General features: G+C 38.1%; 16 protein-coding genes. 4 read left to right on the plus strand and 12 right to left on the minus strand.

The features are described 5' to 3' along the window. Positions 1 to 140 precede the first annotated feature (140 nt). Entirely contained in the window at positions 141 to 3,482 is a 3,342-nt protein-coding gene (gene dnaE, locus BR87_RS02870; protein ID WP_035028416.1) for a DNA polymerase III subunit alpha, read from the minus strand. Between the two features lie 267 nt (positions 3,483 to 3,749). Here dnaE and tnpB point away from each other — a divergent pair, with 267 nt between their 5' ends. Continuing rightward, entirely contained in the window at positions 3,750 to 4,889 is a 1,140-nt protein-coding gene (gene tnpB / locus BR87_RS02875; protein WP_035028418.1) for an IS200/IS605 family element RNA-guided endonuclease TnpB, read from the plus strand. Between the two features lie 204 nt (positions 4,890 to 5,093). Continuing rightward, positions 5,094 to 5,285, plus strand: a complete 192-nt coding sequence (locus tag BR87_RS02880) for a YjzD family protein (RefSeq protein WP_035028421.1) — start codon at positions 5,094 to 5,096, stop codon at positions 5,283 to 5,285. Positions 5,286 to 5,333: 48 nt separating this feature from the next. Here the strand turns inward: BR87_RS02880 and clpB are convergent, their stop codons facing one another. The 3 genes from clpB to BR87_RS02895 all read right to left on the minus strand — a co-directional run bounded on the left by clpB (position 5,334) and on the right by BR87_RS02895 (position 9,453). Then, positions 5,334 to 7,946, minus strand: coding sequence for an ATP-dependent chaperone ClpB (gene clpB, locus BR87_RS02885; RefSeq protein ID WP_035028424.1), 2,613 nt, complete (start codon positions 7,944 to 7,946; stop codon positions 5,334 to 5,336). A gap of 316 nt (positions 7,947 to 8,262) precedes the next feature. After that, the gene (locus BR87_RS02890; RefSeq protein WP_035028427.1) at positions 8,263 to 8,604 is read right to left on the minus strand and encodes a metal-sulfur cluster assembly factor; all 342 of its coding nucleotides are present in this window, start codon (positions 8,602 to 8,604) and stop codon (positions 8,263 to 8,265) included. Between the two features lie 84 nt (positions 8,605 to 8,688). Next, on the minus strand, positions 8,689 to 9,453 hold the full coding sequence (locus BR87_RS02895; protein ID WP_035028430.1) for an alpha/beta fold hydrolase: 765 nt from the start codon (positions 9,451 to 9,453) through the stop codon (positions 8,689 to 8,691). Positions 9,454 to 9,577: 124 nt separating this feature from the next. Between BR87_RS02895 and BR87_RS02900 the strand changes: the two genes are divergently transcribed. Further along, on the plus strand, positions 9,578 to 10,390 hold the full coding sequence (locus BR87_RS02900; protein WP_035028433.1) for a Cof-type HAD-IIB family hydrolase: 813 nt from the start codon (positions 9,578 to 9,580) through the stop codon (positions 10,388 to 10,390). A gap of 52 nt (positions 10,391 to 10,442) precedes the next feature. Here BR87_RS02900 and BR87_RS02905 read toward each other — a convergent pair whose 3' ends face one another. Beyond that, complete coding sequence (locus BR87_RS02905; RefSeq protein WP_084683555.1) at positions 10,443 to 11,339, minus strand: YitT family protein; 897 nt, start codon at positions 11,337 to 11,339, stop codon at positions 10,443 to 10,445. A gap of 170 nt (positions 11,340 to 11,509) precedes the next feature. Between BR87_RS02905 and BR87_RS02910 the strand changes: the two genes are divergently transcribed. Further along, the gene (locus BR87_RS02910; protein WP_035028436.1) at positions 11,510 to 12,001 is read left to right on the plus strand and encodes a YajQ family cyclic di-GMP-binding protein; all 492 of its coding nucleotides are present in this window, start codon (positions 11,510 to 11,512) and stop codon (positions 11,999 to 12,001) included. Positions 12,002 to 12,196: 195 nt separating this feature from the next. Here the strand turns inward: BR87_RS02910 and BR87_RS02915 are convergent, their stop codons facing one another. From BR87_RS02915 to rplS, 7 genes are all read right to left on the minus strand, one after another. Then, positions 12,197 to 13,426 (minus strand): IS110 family RNA-guided transposase, encoded by a 1,230-nt coding sequence (locus BR87_RS02915; protein WP_035028439.1) that lies wholly within the window; start codon positions 13,424 to 13,426, stop codon positions 12,197 to 12,199. Between the two features lie 532 nt (positions 13,427 to 13,958). Then, positions 13,959 to 14,387, minus strand: a complete 429-nt coding sequence (locus BR87_RS02920; protein ID WP_035028441.1) for an OsmC family protein — start codon at positions 14,385 to 14,387, stop codon at positions 13,959 to 13,961. A gap of 29 nt (positions 14,388 to 14,416) precedes the next feature. Continuing rightward, entirely contained in the window at positions 14,417 to 14,854 is a 438-nt protein-coding gene (locus tag BR87_RS02925; protein ID WP_156959078.1) for a hypothetical protein, read from the minus strand. A gap of 286 nt (positions 14,855 to 15,140) precedes the next feature. Next, the gene (locus tag BR87_RS02930; RefSeq protein WP_035028443.1) at positions 15,141 to 15,710 is read right to left on the minus strand and encodes a GNAT family N-acetyltransferase; all 570 of its coding nucleotides are present in this window, start codon (positions 15,708 to 15,710) and stop codon (positions 15,141 to 15,143) included. A gap of 291 nt (positions 15,711 to 16,001) precedes the next feature. Continuing rightward, positions 16,002 to 17,936 carry a heavy metal translocating P-type ATPase gene (locus tag BR87_RS02935; RefSeq protein ID WP_035028446.1) on the minus strand — a complete coding sequence of 645 codons (1,935 nt, stop codon included), beginning with the start codon at positions 17,934 to 17,936 and terminating at the stop codon, positions 16,002 to 16,004. 403 nt (positions 17,937 to 18,339) lie between these two features. Next, positions 18,340 to 18,882, minus strand: a complete 543-nt coding sequence (locus tag BR87_RS02940; RefSeq protein ID WP_035028450.1) for a cysteine hydrolase family protein — start codon at positions 18,880 to 18,882, stop codon at positions 18,340 to 18,342. A gap of 337 nt (positions 18,883 to 19,219) precedes the next feature. After that, entirely contained in the window at positions 19,220 to 19,564 is a 345-nt protein-coding gene (rplS, locus tag BR87_RS02945) for a 50S ribosomal protein L19 (RefSeq protein ID WP_035028453.1), read from the minus strand. Positions 19,565 to 19,683 lie beyond the last annotated feature (119 nt).

Raw genomic sequence — 19,683 nt, forward strand, 5'->3', positions numbered from 1 at the left:
AAAAAATTTTTACATGTTTTCCAGTGTTTATTGAATAAATCCATAAAAAACTCATTCAATTATTAAGCCCACAAAATGATTTTACCATTTTTAGTTGGAATTGTCCTAGTAAAATGATAAAAACCTCTAAAAAATTGTTTTTATTCTTTTTTTTGAAATACTATATTTCCTGAACCGATGATTTCTTCTAAAGCCTTTTGTAATTTCTCTGTTCCATCGACCCATTCACTTTGGTTCAAAACCATTTTTTTATTAGTAGATGCGTAAAATAAAATAACCGGAATGTTTCCCACATACGTTTTTAAGACCTCTTTCAGTTCTTGCAAGGTTTGAGCATCACTTTTGTCAGCGGGTATGCGAATAAAACATTTATCAGAATTAAGCGTTTGATGCAAGACTTTTACATCCTCCATTTGGTCCACTAACACCTGTTTCATTTGATCGCGATTGTTTTCTACTTTCCCTTCTACGTAAAGAATTTCTCCTTTTTCAAGTAAACGACTATATTGCCGATACTTGACCGGGAAAAGTGTCAAGGAGCAATCTCCAGAAGAATCATTTAGGGTTACAAAGGCCATCGGTTCTCCTTTTTTAGTTCGAATACGCCGGACAGATTTCACGAGACCAATTATTTTTCCATATTCACCAACGTGTAAATCTTGAATGAACACCGTCTCTTTTACCGAACTGATTGCTTCATATTGCTCAGTAGGATGCCCTGATAAATACATTCCTAAGTAAAATTCTTCCGTTTCCAGCTTTTCTTCCAAACTTAAGTCTTCAGCCATCTCATATTTAGGTTTTAGAATATCAAATAAGCCAATATTATTTCCGCTTAATTTAAGGCTCGATAGAATTCCTTCCAATGAAGCAATCAATGTTCCTCTTGAAAAGCCTAAGGAATCAAATGCACCAGCATAAATCAACGGTTTAATATGATCTGTTTTCAGCCATTTCGTTTCTAGACGACGAAGAAAATCAACTAAATCACGAAATTTTCCCGATTCTTTTCGTATCTGGATAATTTCCATAATCATTTCTCTTCTTATTCCCTTAATGGTTCCCAGACCAAATTGAATTTGATTTCCGTTCAATGAAAAAGCAAAAAAACTTTTATTAATATCAGGAGGAGAAAAACTGATTTTACGCTTTTTAATCTCCAATACAAGTTCTTTTAATTTAGCCGGATTATTTGAAACTGAATTTAACAAGGCAACAAAAAAGGGTTCAGGATAATGAGCTTTTAAATAAGCCATTTGATAAGCAATAAACGCATACGCTACTGCATGTGACCGATTAAAACCATAATTTGCAAAATGTTCAATATAATCATAAACCTGTGCAGCTGTGTCTTCTTGGTAACCGAGCTCTTTTGCTCCATTAATAAAATGGACCCGTTCTTTATCAATAACATCCTTTTGTTTTTTCCCAATCGCTCGGCGTAAAATATCGGCTTGTCCTAAAGTATATCCTCCCATTTTAGAAGCGACTTGCATGACTTGTTCTTGATAAACCATTACTCCATACGTGACTCCTAAGATACCTTTTAAACTTTCATCTGGGTAGAGAATCGGAACTTCTCCTTTTTTCCGCTGGATAAACAAATCAATTTGTTCCATCGGACCGGGCCGATACAAGGCATTGACGGCTGCAACATCTTCTATTGAAGTAGGACCTAACTTACGCAGCACATTTTTTATGCCTGCCGACTCAAATTGAAATATCCCGATAGTCTCTGCTTTTGAGAAAATTTCCAATGTTGCTGGATCATCCATAGGGATAGACAGCAAATCGAGTTCTATTTTTTTTTCACGTTTGATGAGCTTTAGTGTATGGTCAATGATCGATAAGTTTTTCAACCCTAAAAAATCGATTTTTAATAACCCGATTTCTTCTACGTTCCCCATTGCATATTGCGTTAAATAAATAGATCCGCTGCCTTGTTGCAATGGAAGATACTGACTTAAAGGCTGGTCGCTGATCACGACTCCAGCTGCATGAGTAGAAACATGTCTGGGTAATCCTTCAATTTTTTTTGCAGTTTCAAACAGCAGTTGGTTTTTTTCACTCTTTTGTACTAATTCTCTTAATTCTTTCGATTGTTGGTAAGCCGATTGCAATGTGATACCGGCTATTTTTGGAATCGCATTCGACCAAGTACCGGCTTCGGCTTGGCTCAGTTCAAATACACGAGCCACATCACGCAAAGCCATTTTTGCTGCTAATGTTCCAAAAGTAGCAATTTGGGCGACGTGTTCTTGGCCGTATTTTGTTTTTACATATTGCAGCATTTCTTCACGCCGGTTATCTGGAAAATCCAAGTCTATGTCCGGCATCGTATAGCGCTCTTCATTTAAAAACCGCTCAAATAACAAGTCATACTCTATTGGGTCTACGTCTGTGATACCCAAAACATAGGCGACTAAAGAACCGGCTGCAGATCCTCTGCCGGCACCTGTGACAATGTTTATTTGGTGAGCATAGGCCATTAAGTCCCAGACAATCAGAAAATAATCTTCAAACCCCATTTTATGAATAATGCTTAATTCATAGTTAAGCCGGTCCTGGTATTCTTGAGCAGAGTTGGGTTTTCTTTGCTCCAAACCTTCAAAGCAACGTTCTTCTAAGTACCGTTTTGTGTCCGTTTGAGCGGGTAATGGGTACTTAGGCAAGAGCTGCTGGTGCAATTCAATATCGATATGTGTCATTTCTGCGATTTCCACAGTCTGTTCAACAGCTTTCTGCAAACCAGCTGCTTTAAATTGAGCTGCTACTTGTTCGCTGTTAGGTAAGCTGTAAGGCCCTTCCATAGTTGGAGATGAGGTTAACGAAATATTTTCACCAGAATCAATTGCTCTTAAGACCTTGGTGCTAAAATCGTCTGCTGGATCTAAATAGCGGATATCTCCTAAAGCCGCAGTTGGGATTTGCAGTTGTTTAGCTAAACTTATCACGTTTTCTTGAATAGGTACTAACTCTGGCTGCAATTGTATGCCAAAGAAAAAATGTTCTTTTTCAAAAACAGATCGGTAAGCTGCTGCTGCTGCTTGAGCTTGATCCATTTCTTCTTTTAACAGAAGTGATTCCACTTCGCCATCCATTCCTGGTGTGACAGCTATTAGGTCTTTGCTGTATTTTTTTATCTGTTCAATGTTTAATTTGTTCGTTTTCTCCAGCATTTTTTCACTAGATAGTCTCATTAGATTCTTATATCCTGCTTTATTCTTAGCCAGTAACACAAGCGAATAATCCTGCTGCTTATCTATTGCCCCTTCAAACGCTAAAACCATTCCAATGATTGGTTTGATGCCGTGTTTTTTACACGCTTTATAAAAATCTACAGCACCGTACATAACATTATGATCGGTCAATGCTATGGCCGTATAACCGCGTTCTTTAGCTGTTATTACTAGTTGTTCAATTGATATTGTGCTTTTTAATAAACTGTAGGCACTAATGACTTGCAAATGTACAAAAGACATTTTGGTCACTCCATTCTGATTCCATCTCTTTTATTATAACCTTATCCCTTAGTAATTCGCAAACTGTTTCAGTCCTCTTTTTATCAATTCCTGACAGAAGACTCCCTCTTCTCTAAGGGGGAGATGAATGTCGTTTGAACGTTGTTCAACAAGTTGTATCGTTTTTTGTTCCCATTCAGGCATAAAAAATAAACCCGAAAATGTAAGCGTTACTATTGAAGCGGGACTCTTTTTAGAGTATACTAACAGCACAAGGAGGGGGAACAGATGTTCAAGTACAAAACTTATCGCTACCGGATTTACCCAAACAAGAAACAACAACAGTCCATCAACCAGACGATCGGTTGTGCTCGTTTTGTCTTCAATCATTTCTTACACCAGTGGACTGAAACCTACCAAGAAACAGGCAAAGGATTATCGTACAGTACGTGTTCCTCCCTCCTCACACGGCTCAAAAAAGAAACTGAAACTCTTTGGTTGAAAGAAGTTGACAGTATTGCGCTTCAGTCTTCTCTTGAACATCTGGCGGATGGCTTCGAGCGTTTCTTCAAGAAACAAACCAAGTACCCGCGATTCAAAAGTAAAAAGAACCTTGTCCAATCTTATACCACTAAACAAACGAATGGAAACATCGCTATTTCAGGAAACCAATTGAAACTCCCTAAGATAGGATGGATTCGTTTTGCGAAAAGCAGAGAAGTTGCTGGCAGAATAGTGAGAGCTGCTATTCGGAAAAATCCTTCTGGAAAGTGTTTTGTCTCGCTTTTGTGCGAAGTGGACATTCATCCCTTTCACAAGACGGGTTCTGCCGTAGGCATTGATCTGGGAATAACAGATTTTGCCATTTTGTCCACCGGAAAAAAGAGAGACAACCAACGGTTTACTGCTCAGATGGATAAGAAATTGAAGCGGGAACAACGGAAACTCTCCCGAAAATACGAACAAGCGAAAAAAGACGGGAAAGAGTTGTGGGAAGCCAAAAACTATCAGAAACAGAAACAAAAAACAGCAAAACTCCATGAGAAAGTTGCCAATCAACGAGAAGACTTCTTAAACAAGCTCAGTACAGAGATCATCAAAAACCACGATATCATCTGTATCGAAGACCTGAATGTGCAAGGCATGAAAAGGAACCATAAACTCGCCAAAAGTATTTCCGATGTGTCGTGGTCGGCTTTTGTACAAAAATTGACCTACAAAGCAGATTGGTATGGAAAGAAAGTCATTAAAGTCAGTCGGTGGTTCCCTTCCAGTCAGATCTGTTCCGCATGTGGCCATCGGGACGGAAAGAAACCCTTGAACATACGAGCATGGATCTGCCCGGAATGTGGGATACTTCATGACCGAGATATCAATGCGAGTATCACTATTCTGCAAGAGGGATTGAGATCCTTACAACTTGTATAAAAAACAAAACCGCAGGTACTGCGGGGATAGCTTGGTCCATAAAAGCAACCTCTGACAGTAAAGACATCCGCTGTTAAGTCTACTTTGTTCCCAAGAATCTCCCACTTCTAAGCGACTGCGTAAGTGGGAGTAGTTCAACGTTCTTGCTTTACAATCTGATTAAACGTGATAAAATTAACTTGTACGAGGAGAGGTGTTGAACTAATGAAATATTTTGTAACTTTGTTTTGGGGTTTTTGTATAGGACAAGCCATTAATTACATTGGCAGTTCATTAACAGGTAGTACCTATGACTTTATGACTGCTACCCTTATTGGGCTGATTTCAGCAGTTGTTGTTCTGTTGATCGGACAAGTTCTTCCAAAAACTGTCCACGCAAATACTACAAATGAATAAAAAATAAAAAGCCTTCTTATCTGAATTATAAGAAGGCTTTTTATTTTTTTATTCTTCTATCGGCTGGTAATCAAAGGCCAGCTCTTCTTGTTTCAAGGCAATGGTAACTTTTGTGTTTGGCAATATTTTTCCAGCAATGATTTCTCTTGCAAGTGGTGTTTCAATAGCTTTAGTTAAATAACGTTTTAATGGCCGAGCACCATACATTGGATCATATGCGTTTTGTGCTATCCAAGTTTGGGCTTCTTCTGAAATAGTCAGCTCAATTTCTTGATCTGCTAATCGCTCAGCCAAATCATGTGTTAATTTTAAGATAATCTTTTTCACAACTTCAAGACTAAGCGGAGCAAACAAGACGGTATCGTCAATACGGTTTAAAAATTCTGGTTTAAAATGAGTAGTGAGTAAGGACATGACTTGTTCTTTAACCGATTCTTCAATATGGCCGGTTTGATCCGTTCCTTCTAATAATAGAGATGAACCTAAATTACTGGTCATAATGAGAACAGTATTTTTAAAATCTACTATTCGTCCTTTTCCATCAGTCAAACGTCCGTCATCTAACACTTGTAACAAAATATTAAAAACATCCGGATGAGCTTTTTCAATCTCATCCAGCAACACAATACTGTAGGGATTACGACGGATCGCTTCAGTTAGTTGTCCGCCTTCTTCGTAACCTACATAACCTGGAGGAGCTCCTACCAAGCGAGAAACAGAATGTTTTTCCATATATTCGCTCATATCGATACGAACCATGCGTTCTTGAGAATCAAATAGATTTTCAGCCAACGCTTTAGCCAATTCCGTTTTCCCTACACCAGTCGGACCTAAAAATAAGAATGAACCCAGCGGCCGGTTTGGATCTTGCAAGCCAGCCCGTGCGCGAATAACCGCATCTGTTACGCTGTCTACTGCCTCGTCTTGTCCGATAACGCGTTCGTGTAAGGTATCTGCTAGGTGCAACAGTTTTTCTCGTTCGCCTTTAACCAATCGTGTCACTGGGATACCGGTCATCCGGCCTACCACTGAGGCAATTTCATTTTCAGTAACAGACTCTTGAACCAATCGAGGGGTCTGTTGTTTTTCTTCCGAATTCTCTGCTTCTAATGCTTTTAATTCTTTTTCTAAAGCCGGTATTTTTCCGTGCCGTAATACAGCAGCTTTTTCCAAATCATAATTGCTTTCAGCATCTTCTAATTCACGACGTGTTTGTTCGATTTCAGCTCGCTTGTCACGCAATTTGGAAACTTCTTCTTTTTCAGTCTCCCATTTCATTTTCAATAAATTAGCTTCTTCACGTAAATCAGCTAATTCTTCCCGCAGATTCTCTAATCTCCGCTTACTAGCTTCATCTTTTTCTTTTTTCAAAGCTGCTTCTTCAATTTCCAACTGCATTAATCGGCGCGTTACTTGGTCCAATTCTGTTGGCATTGAATTCATTTCAACTCGAATTGTCGCGCAAGCTTCATCTACTAAATCAATCGCTTTATCTGGCAAGTACCGATCTGTAATATAACGATCAGAAAGAGTTGCTGCTGCCACTAAAGCATTATCATGGATGTTAACACTATGGTGAATTTCAAAGCGTTCTTTTAATCCCCGTAAAATACTGATGGTATCTTCAACAGTCGGTTCATCAACTTGTACTCTTTGAAAACGACGCTCTAAAGCCTTATCTTTTTCCATATATAACCGGTATTCATCTAAAGTAGTTGCCCCGATACAATGTAATTCTCCACGAGCCAGCATAGGTTTCAATAAGTTTCCTGCATCCATACTGCCTTCCGTTTTTCCGGCTCCTACGATATTATGAATTTCATCAATAAATAAAATGATCCTGCCGTCACTTTTTTTCACTTCTTTTAAAACTGCTTTTAAGCGCTCTTCAAATTCTCCGCGGAATTTCGCTCCTGCAATCAAAGCGCCCATATCTAATGAAAAAATCGTTTTGTCTTTTAAATTTTCAGGAACGTCTTTACGGACAATTCGTTGAGCCAATCCTTCAACAATGGCTGTTTTCCCTACACCTGGTTCACCGATTAAAATGGGGTTGTTCTTCGTTTTGCGCGACAAAATCCGAATAACGTTGCGAATTTCTTCATCACGCCCAATAACCGGGTCTTGTTTGCCGCTTTTAACCGCTTGAACAAGATCAATCCCATACTTTTCCAGTGCTTGGTAACTTTCTTCTTGATTTTGCGAAGTCACACGATCGCCGCCTCTCATTTCTTCAATGGCTGTTTTAAGTTGCATTTCGTTTATCCCGTTTGATAAAAGATACGTTGTTAAAACATAATTTTTTAATTTCATTAAAGCCAATAGGACAATTTCTGTAGCCAAATAGTCATCTTGAAAGGATTCGCGCAATTTGTCTGCTTCCGACAATAAGCGGAATAAATTTTGACTCATTGCTTGGCCGTAATTGACTGAACTACCTTCAATAACAGGTAACTTATCTAACTCTTCATCAATTTTATGTTCAAATTCTGCTGTATCCAGACCAACCGTTTGATAAAAATTGTGGGCAAAACTATCTGGCGCCATAAATACTTTCCACAAATGCACAATGTCTATTTCTTGGTGTTGTCTTACTATCGCAATTTGTTGAGCTTCAGCCAACGCCTGCTGCATTGTGGTGGTTAATTTTTCACTATCCAAATTCTGCTCCTCCTTTTTGTTCACTTCTTTATCTTTATTATATTCCTTTGGTCAGAATTAATCAAACAAATGTTCTCGCTTTGAAAACCTGCCTGTTCAGTTATTCTATCAAAAAAAGTAGATGCAGTGAGCTTTTTTTCTCTATCCCAACTCTTACTATAAAGAGGAGGAAAACGTGTGTCAATTATGATGCCTTAAAAATGTCTCCTCTTCTACTTAAGCACTTAAAAGAGCAAGTGACCTATTTCTTTGTAAATTAAAAGACTGTTTCTTATTCATAAAATGAATGAAAAACAGTCCTTAAAATTCTATGCAATTAACGGATGCCTAAAGCAATCCGAGCATAACGGCTCATTTTTGAAGGGTCCCAAACAGGATACCAAACCAATTTAACTTCTGTGGCAGTCACTTCAGGAATATCTTTCATAGCTGTGATAATGTCATCTGTGATCACATCGACAAGCGGACATCCCATGGTAGTAAGCGTCATTTCTACTACACACAATCCCGTTTCATATAAATAAGCATGGTAAACAAGACCTAAATTAACGATATCGATTCCTAACTCTGGATCAATCACTTGTTCTAAAGCAGTCATGATCCGTTCATAAATCTCAGATGCAGCTTCCGGCTCCCACAGTTTAGCTTCATTTTCCATCAGTATTCCTCCTCGTATTTATACGGCTAGTCTACCGGTTCTAATGCAAAAAGTAAATACGTTCAAGATGATTTTGTGAAAAAATTATAAATGTTTAGAAAAGAAGTCAGACATTTCCACAGAAATTAAATAAGGTACTTTGTGGCCTGCCCCAACGGTAGTCGTCAAACTAACATTATTAGCATATGGTTGGCCTTTGATGTGCTGATAAAAATCAAACGTCATCTGATACGGTACAAGCTCATCTTTGGTACCGTGCCAAAAATGTACAGGGCGCTTATTAATAGATTCAGGGTGTTCTGCCAATGAAATAGGATCGAGAGCAGCCAGTTCTTTTGTATATGCCGCTTTCTCGTCAGATGATGCTGCTATCCCTTCAACCCATGTGGAGGATAACAACCATTCAGAAAATGCAATCGGATCAGGGCTGCCCATTAATACAACAGCTGATTTGATCCAGGGAAATTGGGTCAATGCGGCGCACGTTGTTATTCCACCCATTGAAAGACCAGCTACACCAAACCGTTCTGGATCAGAAAGACCCGCTTCAACATAATGGTCTCGAAGTTCCGGCAATTCTTCTAAGCTTTTGGTAACAACATCCCAAAATACAGTTTCTTTTCCTGTTACTCCCTCTTCACTCTTTCGTTCTCCATGCAGATAAGCATCTGGCAGCAACGCTCTATAACCTTTTTTTGCCAATTCATATCCATTGACTAAGCTGCTTTCTTTGCAGCTGGTCCACCCATGGTAAAAGACCACTGTCGGCAGCTGGTTCATTTCTTGACCGGAAGGAGCAATTTCTAATAGGGGCAAACCTGCTATGGCAGTTGATTTGATTGAGATCATTTTAATTTCCTCACTTTATTAAGCATTTATTTTTTTATTATTTATGGTACAGTAAGAATACAGTGTTTTATTCTTTTTAGTTTAACATAAATTAAACAAGGACAGTAAATAATTGGAGGAACCTATGAATAAAAAATTAATCGCCATTGACTTAGATGGCACTACTTTAAATCAACAATCAAAAATCACTTCTAAAACTCAACGAGTTTTTCAAAAGGCCAAAGAAGCAGGCCACATCATTTCAATAGCCACTGGTCGGCCTTACCGCAACAGTAAATATTACTATTCGCAATTAAAAATGGATACTCCGATGATTAACTTTAATGGAGCTTTATGCCACTTGCCGAATGAAACAAGTTGGTCAGATCAATACCATAAAACAATCAGTCGTGAACTTGCTATTGATATGCTCGACTTAAAGAAAGATTTTGATATTCAATTGATTGCAGCTGAATTACTCGATACTGTGTACGCCGATGAAGATTTCTTGCCTTATCCGGATTTTTTTCCAAATGGACAGCAAGATACTCAAAAATTATCAGCTGCTAATTTAAAAAGCGATCCTACCTCGGTTTGTGTCTTTACTGCACAAGAAAACCAAGAACTTATTATCAATAAAATTATTCAGCGTTATGGCGATTTAGTTGAAGTTAGAACATGGGGCGGCCAAACTCCCTGTTTAGAAATTGTTTCAGCCGGAGTTCAAAAAGCTCTTGGCGTTGAGCGTGTCGCCAGCGTTTATGGAATAAAGCAACAAGACATCGTCGCTTTTGGAGATGAAGACAACGATTACGAAATGATCCAATATGCCGGCCATGGAGTCGTGATGCAGAACGGCATTAAGGCTTTAAAAGATATTGCCAATGACATTACTGAAAAAACGAACGAAGAAGACGGATTGGCTCTTTACCTTGAAAACTACCTCGGACTTGCTTAAGCCAAAAGCCGCAAATCAACTTTTCAGTTGATTTGCGGCTTTTCCTATTTATTTAAGAACGGTGTCTTCTGGCTTTTTGCTGGTCTGAATTTAAAAATTCTCCCAACACTTTGTTCGTTCCCATAAAGTTCACGAAAGCTGCTGCATCTGCTTCTTTTACGGCTTGTTCTAAATCATACATTTCATAATTGCTAATGACAATCATTAAGATAGAACGATCGATTCCTGTATAACCGCCTTTGGCAGGAATAATGGTAATACCGCGAATCAGCTTAGCGTGAATAGCTTTCACTAAAGCGTCTGGATCATTTGTCACAATCATGGCGGTTACTTTTTGATGGCTTGTATGAATCATATCCACTACACGTGTCATGACATAAATAGACAACAACGTATACATGGCATATTGCCAGCCATTTAAAAAACCAGCAGCAATCACAATCAAACCATTGATCGTCAATAACAAACTGCCTACTGACCTTTCAGTTGTTTTAGCCAAAACCATAGAAATAATATCTATCCCGCCGGTTGAAAACCCGTATTTTAAAGCGAAGCCGATTCCAGCACCTCCGATAACGCCTCCGAAGATAGCATTCATAATAGGGTCAGTCGTCAACGGACTGATGGGCAGAACAATGGTGAAAAAAGAAATCATTACAGAAGTTAAAAAACTATACAACGTAAAATCTTTTCCTATTTTAAACCATCCTAATAAAGCAATTGGTATGTTGATCAATAAGATAAACACACCCGTATCTATACTGATATGTAACCCATTATTTATTAGATTTGACAGCAATTGTGAGATCCCATTTACACCTGGTGCATAAATATTTGAAGGGATCAAGAAGCTATTCAAAGCAAATGAATTTGTAATCGATGCAAATAAGACAATTACTATTTTTTTTAATTGTTCTTTCCAAAAAATAGGCGTTTTTAACTTTTTCACTTTTCCGGCCTCCTTTATTTCCTTATACAGATTAACAAGATTTCACGGATAAAGAAAGAAGAATTCGCTTGCATAAAAAATATTTTTTTAAAGCGTTCTCTTTAGCCCACTCGTCAGTTATGGTACACTGAATTTACTATACGTTAACAATAGATATTGGAGGAGAAAATATGGCAAAAGAGGCAAGTTTTGATATTGTATCTGAAACCGATCTGGAAGAAGTAAAAAATGCTATTCAAATGACAAAAAAAGAAATTGCTACTCGTTTTGATTTCAAAGGAACGATAAGCGATATTAACCTTGAAAAAGATCAATTGGTGTTTCTTTCAGAAAGCGAATTTAAATTAGAACAAGTAAAAGATATCTTAACTGGAAAATTAATCAAACGAAATGTTTCATCTAAAAATCTTCAGTTTGGAAAAGTTGAAAAAGCCTTTGGTGGAAACGTGCGCCAAGCTGCTGATTTGGTGAATGGAATCAATAAAGAACACGCTAAAACGATCACACAACTAATCAAGCAATCTGGCGTCAAAGTCAAATCGCAGATACAAGAAGACCAAATACGTGTGACTGGTAAAAACAGAGACGATTTACAAAAAGTCATTTCTATTTTACGTGAAGCTAAATTACCAATCGCTCTACAATTCACTAATTATCGTTAAACACCAATAAAGAGGTTGGGGCTTTTGTCCCAACCTCTTTCCTACGTTTAGTCAAGAGAAATATCATCAATAAATACAGATCGTTTTTACTTCGTTGCATTCTCCCTTGGAGAATGAAGATATTGGGAGCTATTTTAGAAAATAAGAACATGACAAATAAACATCCCTTTTCCTATTTTTTTGAAGAGGGTTATGTTATATTAATGTTATAGATTGGCTCTTAGAGGCCGTGTACGCATAGTCGTACTTGGTATGGTTCCTCACCATGGAATGCATACATTTCAGTAGTTTGTTCATGCAGGCTACGACTGCAACCTTGTCCTTCTTGGGGACGGGTTGCTTTTTTAATTTATAATAATAATCTACGATATGATTCGGTGCAGATTTCTGTTGGCGTATCATATTGCGCACGCTAAAAAACAAAATTTTCCTCCCTTTCGGATTGCCACGTTTATTGATATGGTCCTTGCCTGTATAATTGCCAGATTGGTACCTGCGGATATCAATGCCCACAAAGGCATTCAGCTGATTGGACGTTTCAAATCGCCGCACGTCGCCCAGTTCCCCGATCAATAAGGCTGAGGACAGTTCACCAATCCCTGGAATTGTGATGTATAAATCGTGTTCAGGCAGTTCTCTCGCCATATCTATCATCTGGTCTTGGAGTGCTTCCTTTTGGAGGAGTAGGTCCTGAAGTCTTTCCGCATAATAAATGGTCTTTTGACAATGGACACTATTTTCGGTCACAGCTGGATAAGCATCCTGTGCCAAATTGATTAATTCTTCCGCCTTCTTGCGGGCCCGATTTTCAGAGATGTTTTTCCGGGTAGATTTAAGGAATAAGTTTTTTATTTTAGTCGGTGTGGACCGCAAGACGAGGTCGGGGTGTGGGAACAGACTAATCAACGTCAAGGCGTAAGAGTTGATCCGGCTCGAGAAAAACTGTTCCAGCTCTGGGAATACCAGTTGGAGACAGTTGTGCAAGTGCATACGCATTCGTTTGACTTCTTCCTCCACCTCTTGATAGAAGCGGGATAAATCGCGCAGGTCTTGGTAGACATCTTTCTGCACCACCTTCGATGTCCGTCTTTTCCCGGCATGGGTTTGCGCCAACTTGTGGGCGTCTTGTTTGTCGGTCTTCCAGCTCCTCAAAGTATCTTCTTCCAGTTGTTTCTTGGCCTGAAGCGGGTTTAGCAGGGCATAGGGCAGATCGTTCTTTTGACAGAAGGATTCTACCGGTCGTGAATAGACGCCTGTAGCTTCAAAAACCACTTCCGGAGTCTGCGGCAGATTCTGTATTTCATTCAACAGGATGTCAAAACCTGTTCTTGTGTGTGCAACGATGCCTTCCCATAAGCAAGTGTTGCTTTCATAGATTACAGCGTAGCTTTTCTTCATGGAAACGTCTAGCGCTACTACAAACATGTTTTTCTCCTCGCTTTCTTTTTGTTTGAAAGACCCTCACTGATTCATTTCGATTCCCATTTCCTTTACACGGACTCACGGTCCCACATACTTAAAACTGATTCTGAAATGACAGTGAAGGAGCTCGGTTTTTGATTCGGACTCGAAGTCCTGGAGGCTACGGTCGAGCTTCCTTTCACCACTACTATATCCCAAAAAAAGAAAATAGCAGGCAGGAACCCCCGTCGGGGTTTCTACCTACTAATCTTAGTATGTTTTGCATATCCGAATGTTTATGCTAGAACGTGTTCCAAAAAGCAGGTCCAACGTCCACTTTGTCATGCCTGTAGTAGCTTTAGCTACGTACAGATTTGATACACTTAGGCGCTAGCTTAAAGTGATTCTATTAAATACTCGGTTGTCGTGTGACCATACTGCGCTTATTCGTTCCAGTTGCCTTAGTCCTTGCAGCTTTAGCTGCTTAGGGATACGGTATGCGAGGTAGAAGATTCGGGTCTAAACGCTTTTTGTCTTACTCCCTTTATTTGGATCTTTAAAGAGTATCATCAGCGATTGTTTTGATCGTTACCGTCTGGCTGCCAATCAGTAATTTAGAGACAGGGCAGCGTTTTTCAGCTTCTTTTATAAGGTTATCGGCTTCATCGAATGGCATACCTTTCACTTGTGCTAAAGCAAGAACATTAAAGTAAAAGCCAATTCCTGAAGGTTCTCGCATAAAATCAACTTGTACTTCTACACGACTCTGATTCTTTTTCCCTCTAGCTTTTAATAGGGATTGAATCGTAGCGTTTAGACAAGTACTTAAAGAAAGACCTAATAGTTCTTCAGGGTTTGTTCCTGGAGCAGATGAAGTTGGACTTGAAACTGTTACTTTCAATTCATCATTTTTAACATATGCAACTCCGTTTACACCATCTTCGTTCACCATTTCGGCATGAAATAAGCTGCCGGATTGCCCCATAGTCTCACTCCTTTTACAGTTAGTCTTCTTTATTCAGATTTAGTCGGGTTAATGACTGCTTCAATATGTGGAATAACAGCTTTTGCTATGGTAGATCCTGTTACCAGCATTTCATAGAGAGGCTGAACATCAGTGGAAGTTCTGCTGAGCAATCGCATATAAATCTCTCCATCGCCGCCCATGCACACGCGGTAATAACCGGAACGCAGCTCATTCAGTTCATTGAGCCCTTCTAAAACAGCAGCTTTTTTATTAAAATCTGATACAAATGCTAATTGGTGATAAACGATTTGATAATCTATAATGCCTTCTCCTGTATCAAAGACGATCCCAAATGGTAAAGCTTGCTGTTTAGTGATTTGAAACTTACCATTATATAACGTTTGGCCATTATCAATTACTTTTTTTGCTAAAGGAATTTGTTTCTCTTTTAAAATCATTTCGAATTGATCTGTAATTTTAGACAATTGAATACCTCATTTCATTTTCCTAATCGTATTTTCATCATAAGTATAACGTATATAATCAAGGAAATACAAGTTTATCAAAGAAGTTTTCAAAAACAAAAAATGACTCAATACTTTAAGAAAGTCCGCATTTACAGCAACAACAAACGTTTGTTGTTGTTTATTCCATTGCATCTTCTTTTAACGTTGTATTCCTATGAAGTGCAACGTTAGCTTGTTTTTCCGTAACAGCATTTTTCTCGCCTCTTTTATGTAGACACCCTATCAGGATTAATTTTTAAAGGCTTTATTTTTTTAGACTTTCTAAAATACTCATAGCTTGCAGATAATCCGGATTGATAGATCCATCTATATTTTCTTTCACAAGTTGGTAGCCAAATGATTCGTATAGACCGACCGCCGCATGACTCCAGGTTTGCGTATGTAGATAAATCGGTTGGTCCTCACCGTATTGTTGTAATAATTTGGTCGCTTCGCTGACTAGAATAGTAGCCAAACCGTGCCCTTGAAATTCTGGTTTGACTGCTAACCAATGAAGAAGCGGAACGCTCTTTCCTGCGACTTCTTTCCACCAAGCACTGCAAGTAGCTACTTTTTCGCCGTTTTCTGTTTCGATAAATAGCATTCTTTTTCTTAATTCTTCAGGGTAAGGAGCAAAAGCTTTATCAAAATATGCATGTGCAGCATTTACTTCGTCAAATTCTAAAACTGAACACTCAATTTCAGCCCAGGCCTTTTCATCTTCTGGTTGGTAAGTAGTGATTTTAAACTCTGCTGGCAGTTTTTTTTCCCTTATGGGCAAACCAGCTGGACGTTTCATCCAAAATTCAACATATGGAATTGTTTTATCTAACATTTTCACAGCTCCTTCAATATTTATCGCTTTTATTTTCATCTGTTTTTGGATAATACTACTCAGCAAGAATCACAACCTGGAGTATTTCATTCCAAACATATTCTAGCAGTTTCACGAGGAGTTGTCACATTTTCTCTGTATTCCGGAGAATAGGGTATCTAAAAAAAACACAAAATGATCTTTAATCCGTTAGCAAAGTAACAAAGAAAAGATCATTCGTTTTATTCATATAAAGTAAAAATCTATGTGCCTAGCCTAAAAACAATTTATCTGATTTTTTGAACAGTTCAGTTACTTTTTAGATACCAACATCCGAAGCCCATTTAGTATAACGACTAACGTACTCCCTTCATGAATAATCACACTGATTGCAATATTTGATAATCCTAAGAAATTGGCTACGACTAAAAAGATAACAACCGCCATTGAAAAGATAATATTTTGCCAAATAATACGGCTCATTTTTGAAGAAGTTTTATGAGATTGTACCAACTTAGATAAATCATTTTGCATCAAGACTAGATCAGAGACATCTACGGCCACATCTGTACCATCTCCCATCGCAATTCCGACATCTGCGTTGACTAAAGCAGGTGCATCGTTCACGCCATCTCCAACCATGGCCGTCACACCATATTTTTCTTTTTGCTCGTCTATAATTCTAGATTTGTCTTCCGGCATGACATTAGCAATAACTTCATCTATCCCTAACTGTTTGGCGACAGCTTTTCCAGTCATTTCCGAATCGCCTGTAATTAAAGTAGTGTGTATCCCTTGTTGTTTAAAGTAATCAATCGTTGCTTTTGCCTGTTTATTCGGCACATCCATCAGAGCTATCAGGCCGAGAACTTTATTATCTTCAGCTACATATACAACCGTCTTTCCTTCAGTAGCCCATTCAGTATTTAGACGGGTATATTCATCAGAGACACCCTCAAACGAAGTAGGCTTGCCTATACGATAGGTATGTCCGTCATACTCTCCTTCCAAGCCTTTTCCGAGCTGGTTATTTGCTTGGATGTTTAATTTGTTTTTAGCTTTGAACTTATTTAAAATGGCGTCTGCTAAAGGATGATTTGATTCTTTTTCAAGAGCTACGACGATATCGATCATCTTTTCTTGGTTTACAGCATCGGAAAAATAAGCATTTGTTACTACGGGTTTTCCGCTAGTAAGCGTCCCCGTTTTATCAAAAGCAATTGCATCAATCCCAGCTAATTGAGACAGATAGGAACTTCCTTTTGACAGCACTCCTTTTTTAGCTAGATTAGAAGTTGCAGACAAAGTTGCAGATACAGTAGCTGCAGCTAAAGCACAAGGTGAAGCTGCAACTAAAAGTACTAAGCCTTTATACAGACTTTCAGACCATGTCCAATTAAACAGGAACGGAGATAGCACAACCACTAACACTATAGCAACTAAAACAAATGTCACATATTTGGGCTCAAATTTTTGGATAATACTAGCAGCTTTTGTCTGGTTGTTTTGGTTTTGGTTTACTAATTGTAAGATTTTTGAAAAAACTGTATCCTTGTTTTCTTTTGTTACTTCCATTGTAAAAGAACCTGTTCCATTAATCGTGCTTCCAAAAACCCCATCGCCTTTTGTTTTCTCCTTGGCGATACTTTCGCCATTAATAGAAGATTCATCAATCGAAGTAGTACCAGATACAATAATTCCATCAATTGGTATTTGATCCCCATTTAATACTTGAAGTCGGTCTCCAACTTTTAATGTGCTGACGTCTACAATTTTTGTGTCTCCATTAGGCATCATCAACCTAGCAGTTGTCGGGTTCATTTCAAGTAACTTTGTAATTTCTCTTTTGCTTCTTCCTTCAGCATACTCTTCTAGAAAATGAGCACCAGAAAAAATAAGAATCAATAGTGTTCCTTCCCAGAAATTTCCGATCAACGAAGCTCCAATCGCAGCTAAACCCATTAAAAGATGGGAGTTAGGTGCAAATCTTTTTTGAGCTTTAGTGTTTTCAATCGTTTCTCCGATTCCTTCAAGCACAACAACGTGATAACCAGCTGTGATCGTAGCCATTAAAAAGAGACTATTTTGCACTAGTTCTAAATCATTATTTAAAACTAACGCAATAAGTGCTAATACTAAACCAGAAAAATACAAAATAATCGGCATTTTCCCATGATTATGGTTATGTGTGTGATCGTGATCATGACTATGTTTTTCTTGTGACGGGTTTTTTTGAATAGTATCCATTTCTAGTGTCCTCCTATGAAATTATAATTATGTACTCATTTGCCGTCAGACTATTATTCAGCAAATACCTCTTTATAAACTGCTACGCTTCTCCCCGTTTTTCCTAAAGCGTAATAGTTTTGGTTTACATATGAATGAATTTTCATATGAATATATGTTCATTATATCAATTTATGCTATTTTGTCAAGAGATTCGCTGGATAAAAAACAACTTAGAGGATAAGTTCATTCTGTAAAATTATCTGTAGACCAGCTCAACTTTAAAAGAAATTGGATAGTAGTTTACTGCTAGAGTGTGGAAACCAAACAGGATGCATCAGTTTTTTCAATACAAAAAACAGCTATTCTATTTCGTACAAGTACAATAGAATGGCTGTTTTTATTTGTTTACGTTAATAGGTCGTTAGTCAATCACTTCAGTATGGAAACACCGTTTCATATGATTTAGCATTGTCTCTCCAAGATCGGTAAATGTGGCTGCACCTTGTTTGTGAATGACCGTTTTAAATCCTTCTGCATCTGCTCCTGAAACCGTTAAAAAGTCACAAATATCTGTCGTGACCCCAACAACATGAACTTTTTCTACTTCTAATTTTCTTAGTTTTTCAGCTAAGTCAGTTTTAAAAAATGCATTATAGTTTGTTTTGGGCATATACATTACATTTTTATTTCCATTGTTGTCTTGGAACCACTCATTTAAATCTCCATACAACTCTTGCCCTTTTGTACCTATAATGTTATGAGGCGGCCACAGTTCAAAGTGTGAATCATTTGGATGGTGTGCATCCATCGATACAACAACAACATTTTCCTCTGCTAAAAATCTTGTTGCTAACTCCTGAATATAAGGCACTATTTTTTGTGCTGGCTTACCAACAGTTAATGTTCCTTCATCCGCTACAAAATCATTACTCATATCCACAATTAATAAAGCTTCTTTTCCCATTATCAATCAACTCCTAAAAGTATTATGGTTTCACTATTCATACTATTTTCTAAAATAAGTATACCATAAGTAAAGATATCTTCATGCACGTCAGGGAGAAGAGTACAAAAATAAAAAATTGTCGAAATACTGCAGCTAACAGGCAATGGAACTCAGCTTTACCTTAAAAGAAATACAGTTGGATGGGATGTTCCATCATGAGAATCTGTAGCTGAAAATCCAACACATTGACATTATTTTTTCTCTTAAACTATTAAAAAAAGACAAAGAAAAAAGCCCTTGTATCACAAGGACTTTTTTCTTTGTCTCAAACTTAGACAGTAAATCAAAAAATGGATTATCTTCTGATTTCTTTAATACGAGCTGCTTTACCATGTAATGCACGTAAGTAGTACAATTTAGCACGACGTACTTTACCAAAGCGGACAACTTCGATTTTTGCAACACGTGGAGTGTGTAATGGGAATGTACGCTCAACGCCTACACCATTAGAAATTTTACGAACTGTATACGTTTCGCTAATTCCTGCACCACGACGTTTGATTACCACGCCTTCAAATAATTGGATACGTTCTCTAGTACCCTCAACGATTCTTGCGTGAACACGGACAGTATCTCCTGGACGGAAAGCTGGAATATCTTCGCGCAATTGTTCGCTTGTAATTGATTCGATTAAGTTCATTATTTTTTTCTCCTTCCAACAACTATTCATATATCTCTATTCAGACACAGCGGAATACCGTTATTTCAGCAGGCTTTACCCACTCACCAAAATAGTTTACCATATTCAAAAATAGGTGT

The sequence above is a fragment of the Carnobacterium mobile DSM 4848 genome (assembly GCF_000744825.1).
Classification (GTDB): domain Bacteria; phylum Bacillota; class Bacilli; order Lactobacillales; family Carnobacteriaceae; genus Carnobacterium_A; species Carnobacterium_A mobile.

What these genes read in the sequence shown, in the direction of transcription:
- dnaE (WP_035028416.1), bottom strand. Translation starts at nt 3,482, where the DNA reads ATGTCTTTTGTACATTTGCAAGTCATTAGTGCCTACAGTTTATTAAAA.
- tnpB (WP_035028418.1), top strand. Translation starts at nt 3,750, where the DNA reads ATGTTCAAGTACAAAACTTATCGCTACCGGATTTACCCAAACAAGAAA.
- BR87_RS02880 (WP_035028421.1), top strand. Translation starts at nt 5,094, where the DNA reads ATGAAATATTTTGTAACTTTGTTTTGGGGTTTTTGTATAGGACAAGCC.
- BR87_RS02890 (WP_035028427.1), bottom strand. Translation starts at nt 8,604, where the DNA reads ATGGAAAATGAAGCTAAACTGTGGGAGCCGGAAGCTGCATCTGAGATT.
- BR87_RS02895 (WP_035028430.1), bottom strand. Translation starts at nt 9,453, where the DNA reads ATGATCTCAATCAAATCAACTGCCATAGCAGGTTTGCCCCTATTAGAA.
- BR87_RS02900 (WP_035028433.1), top strand. Translation starts at nt 9,578, where the DNA reads ATGAATAAAAAATTAATCGCCATTGACTTAGATGGCACTACTTTAAAT.
- BR87_RS02910 (WP_035028436.1), top strand. Translation starts at nt 11,510, where the DNA reads ATGGCAAAAGAGGCAAGTTTTGATATTGTATCTGAAACCGATCTGGAA.
- BR87_RS02915 (WP_035028439.1), bottom strand. Translation starts at nt 13,426, where the DNA reads ATGTTTGTAGTAGCGCTAGACGTTTCCATGAAGAAAAGCTACGCTGTA.
- BR87_RS02920 (WP_035028441.1), bottom strand. Translation starts at nt 14,387, where the DNA reads ATGGGGCAATCCGGCAGCTTATTTCATGCCGAAATGGTGAACGAAGAT.
- BR87_RS02930 (WP_035028443.1), bottom strand. Translation starts at nt 15,710, where the DNA reads ATGTTAGATAAAACAATTCCATATGTTGAATTTTGGATGAAACGTCCA.
- BR87_RS02935 (WP_035028446.1), bottom strand. Translation starts at nt 17,936, where the DNA reads ATGGATACTATTCAAAAAAACCCGTCACAAGAAAAACATAGTCATGAT.
- BR87_RS02940 (WP_035028450.1), bottom strand. Translation starts at nt 18,882, where the DNA reads ATGGGAAAAGAAGCTTTATTAATTGTGGATATGAGTAATGATTTTGTA.
- rplS (WP_035028453.1), bottom strand. Translation starts at nt 19,564, where the DNA reads ATGAACTTAATCGAATCAATTACAAGCGAACAATTGCGCGAAGATATT.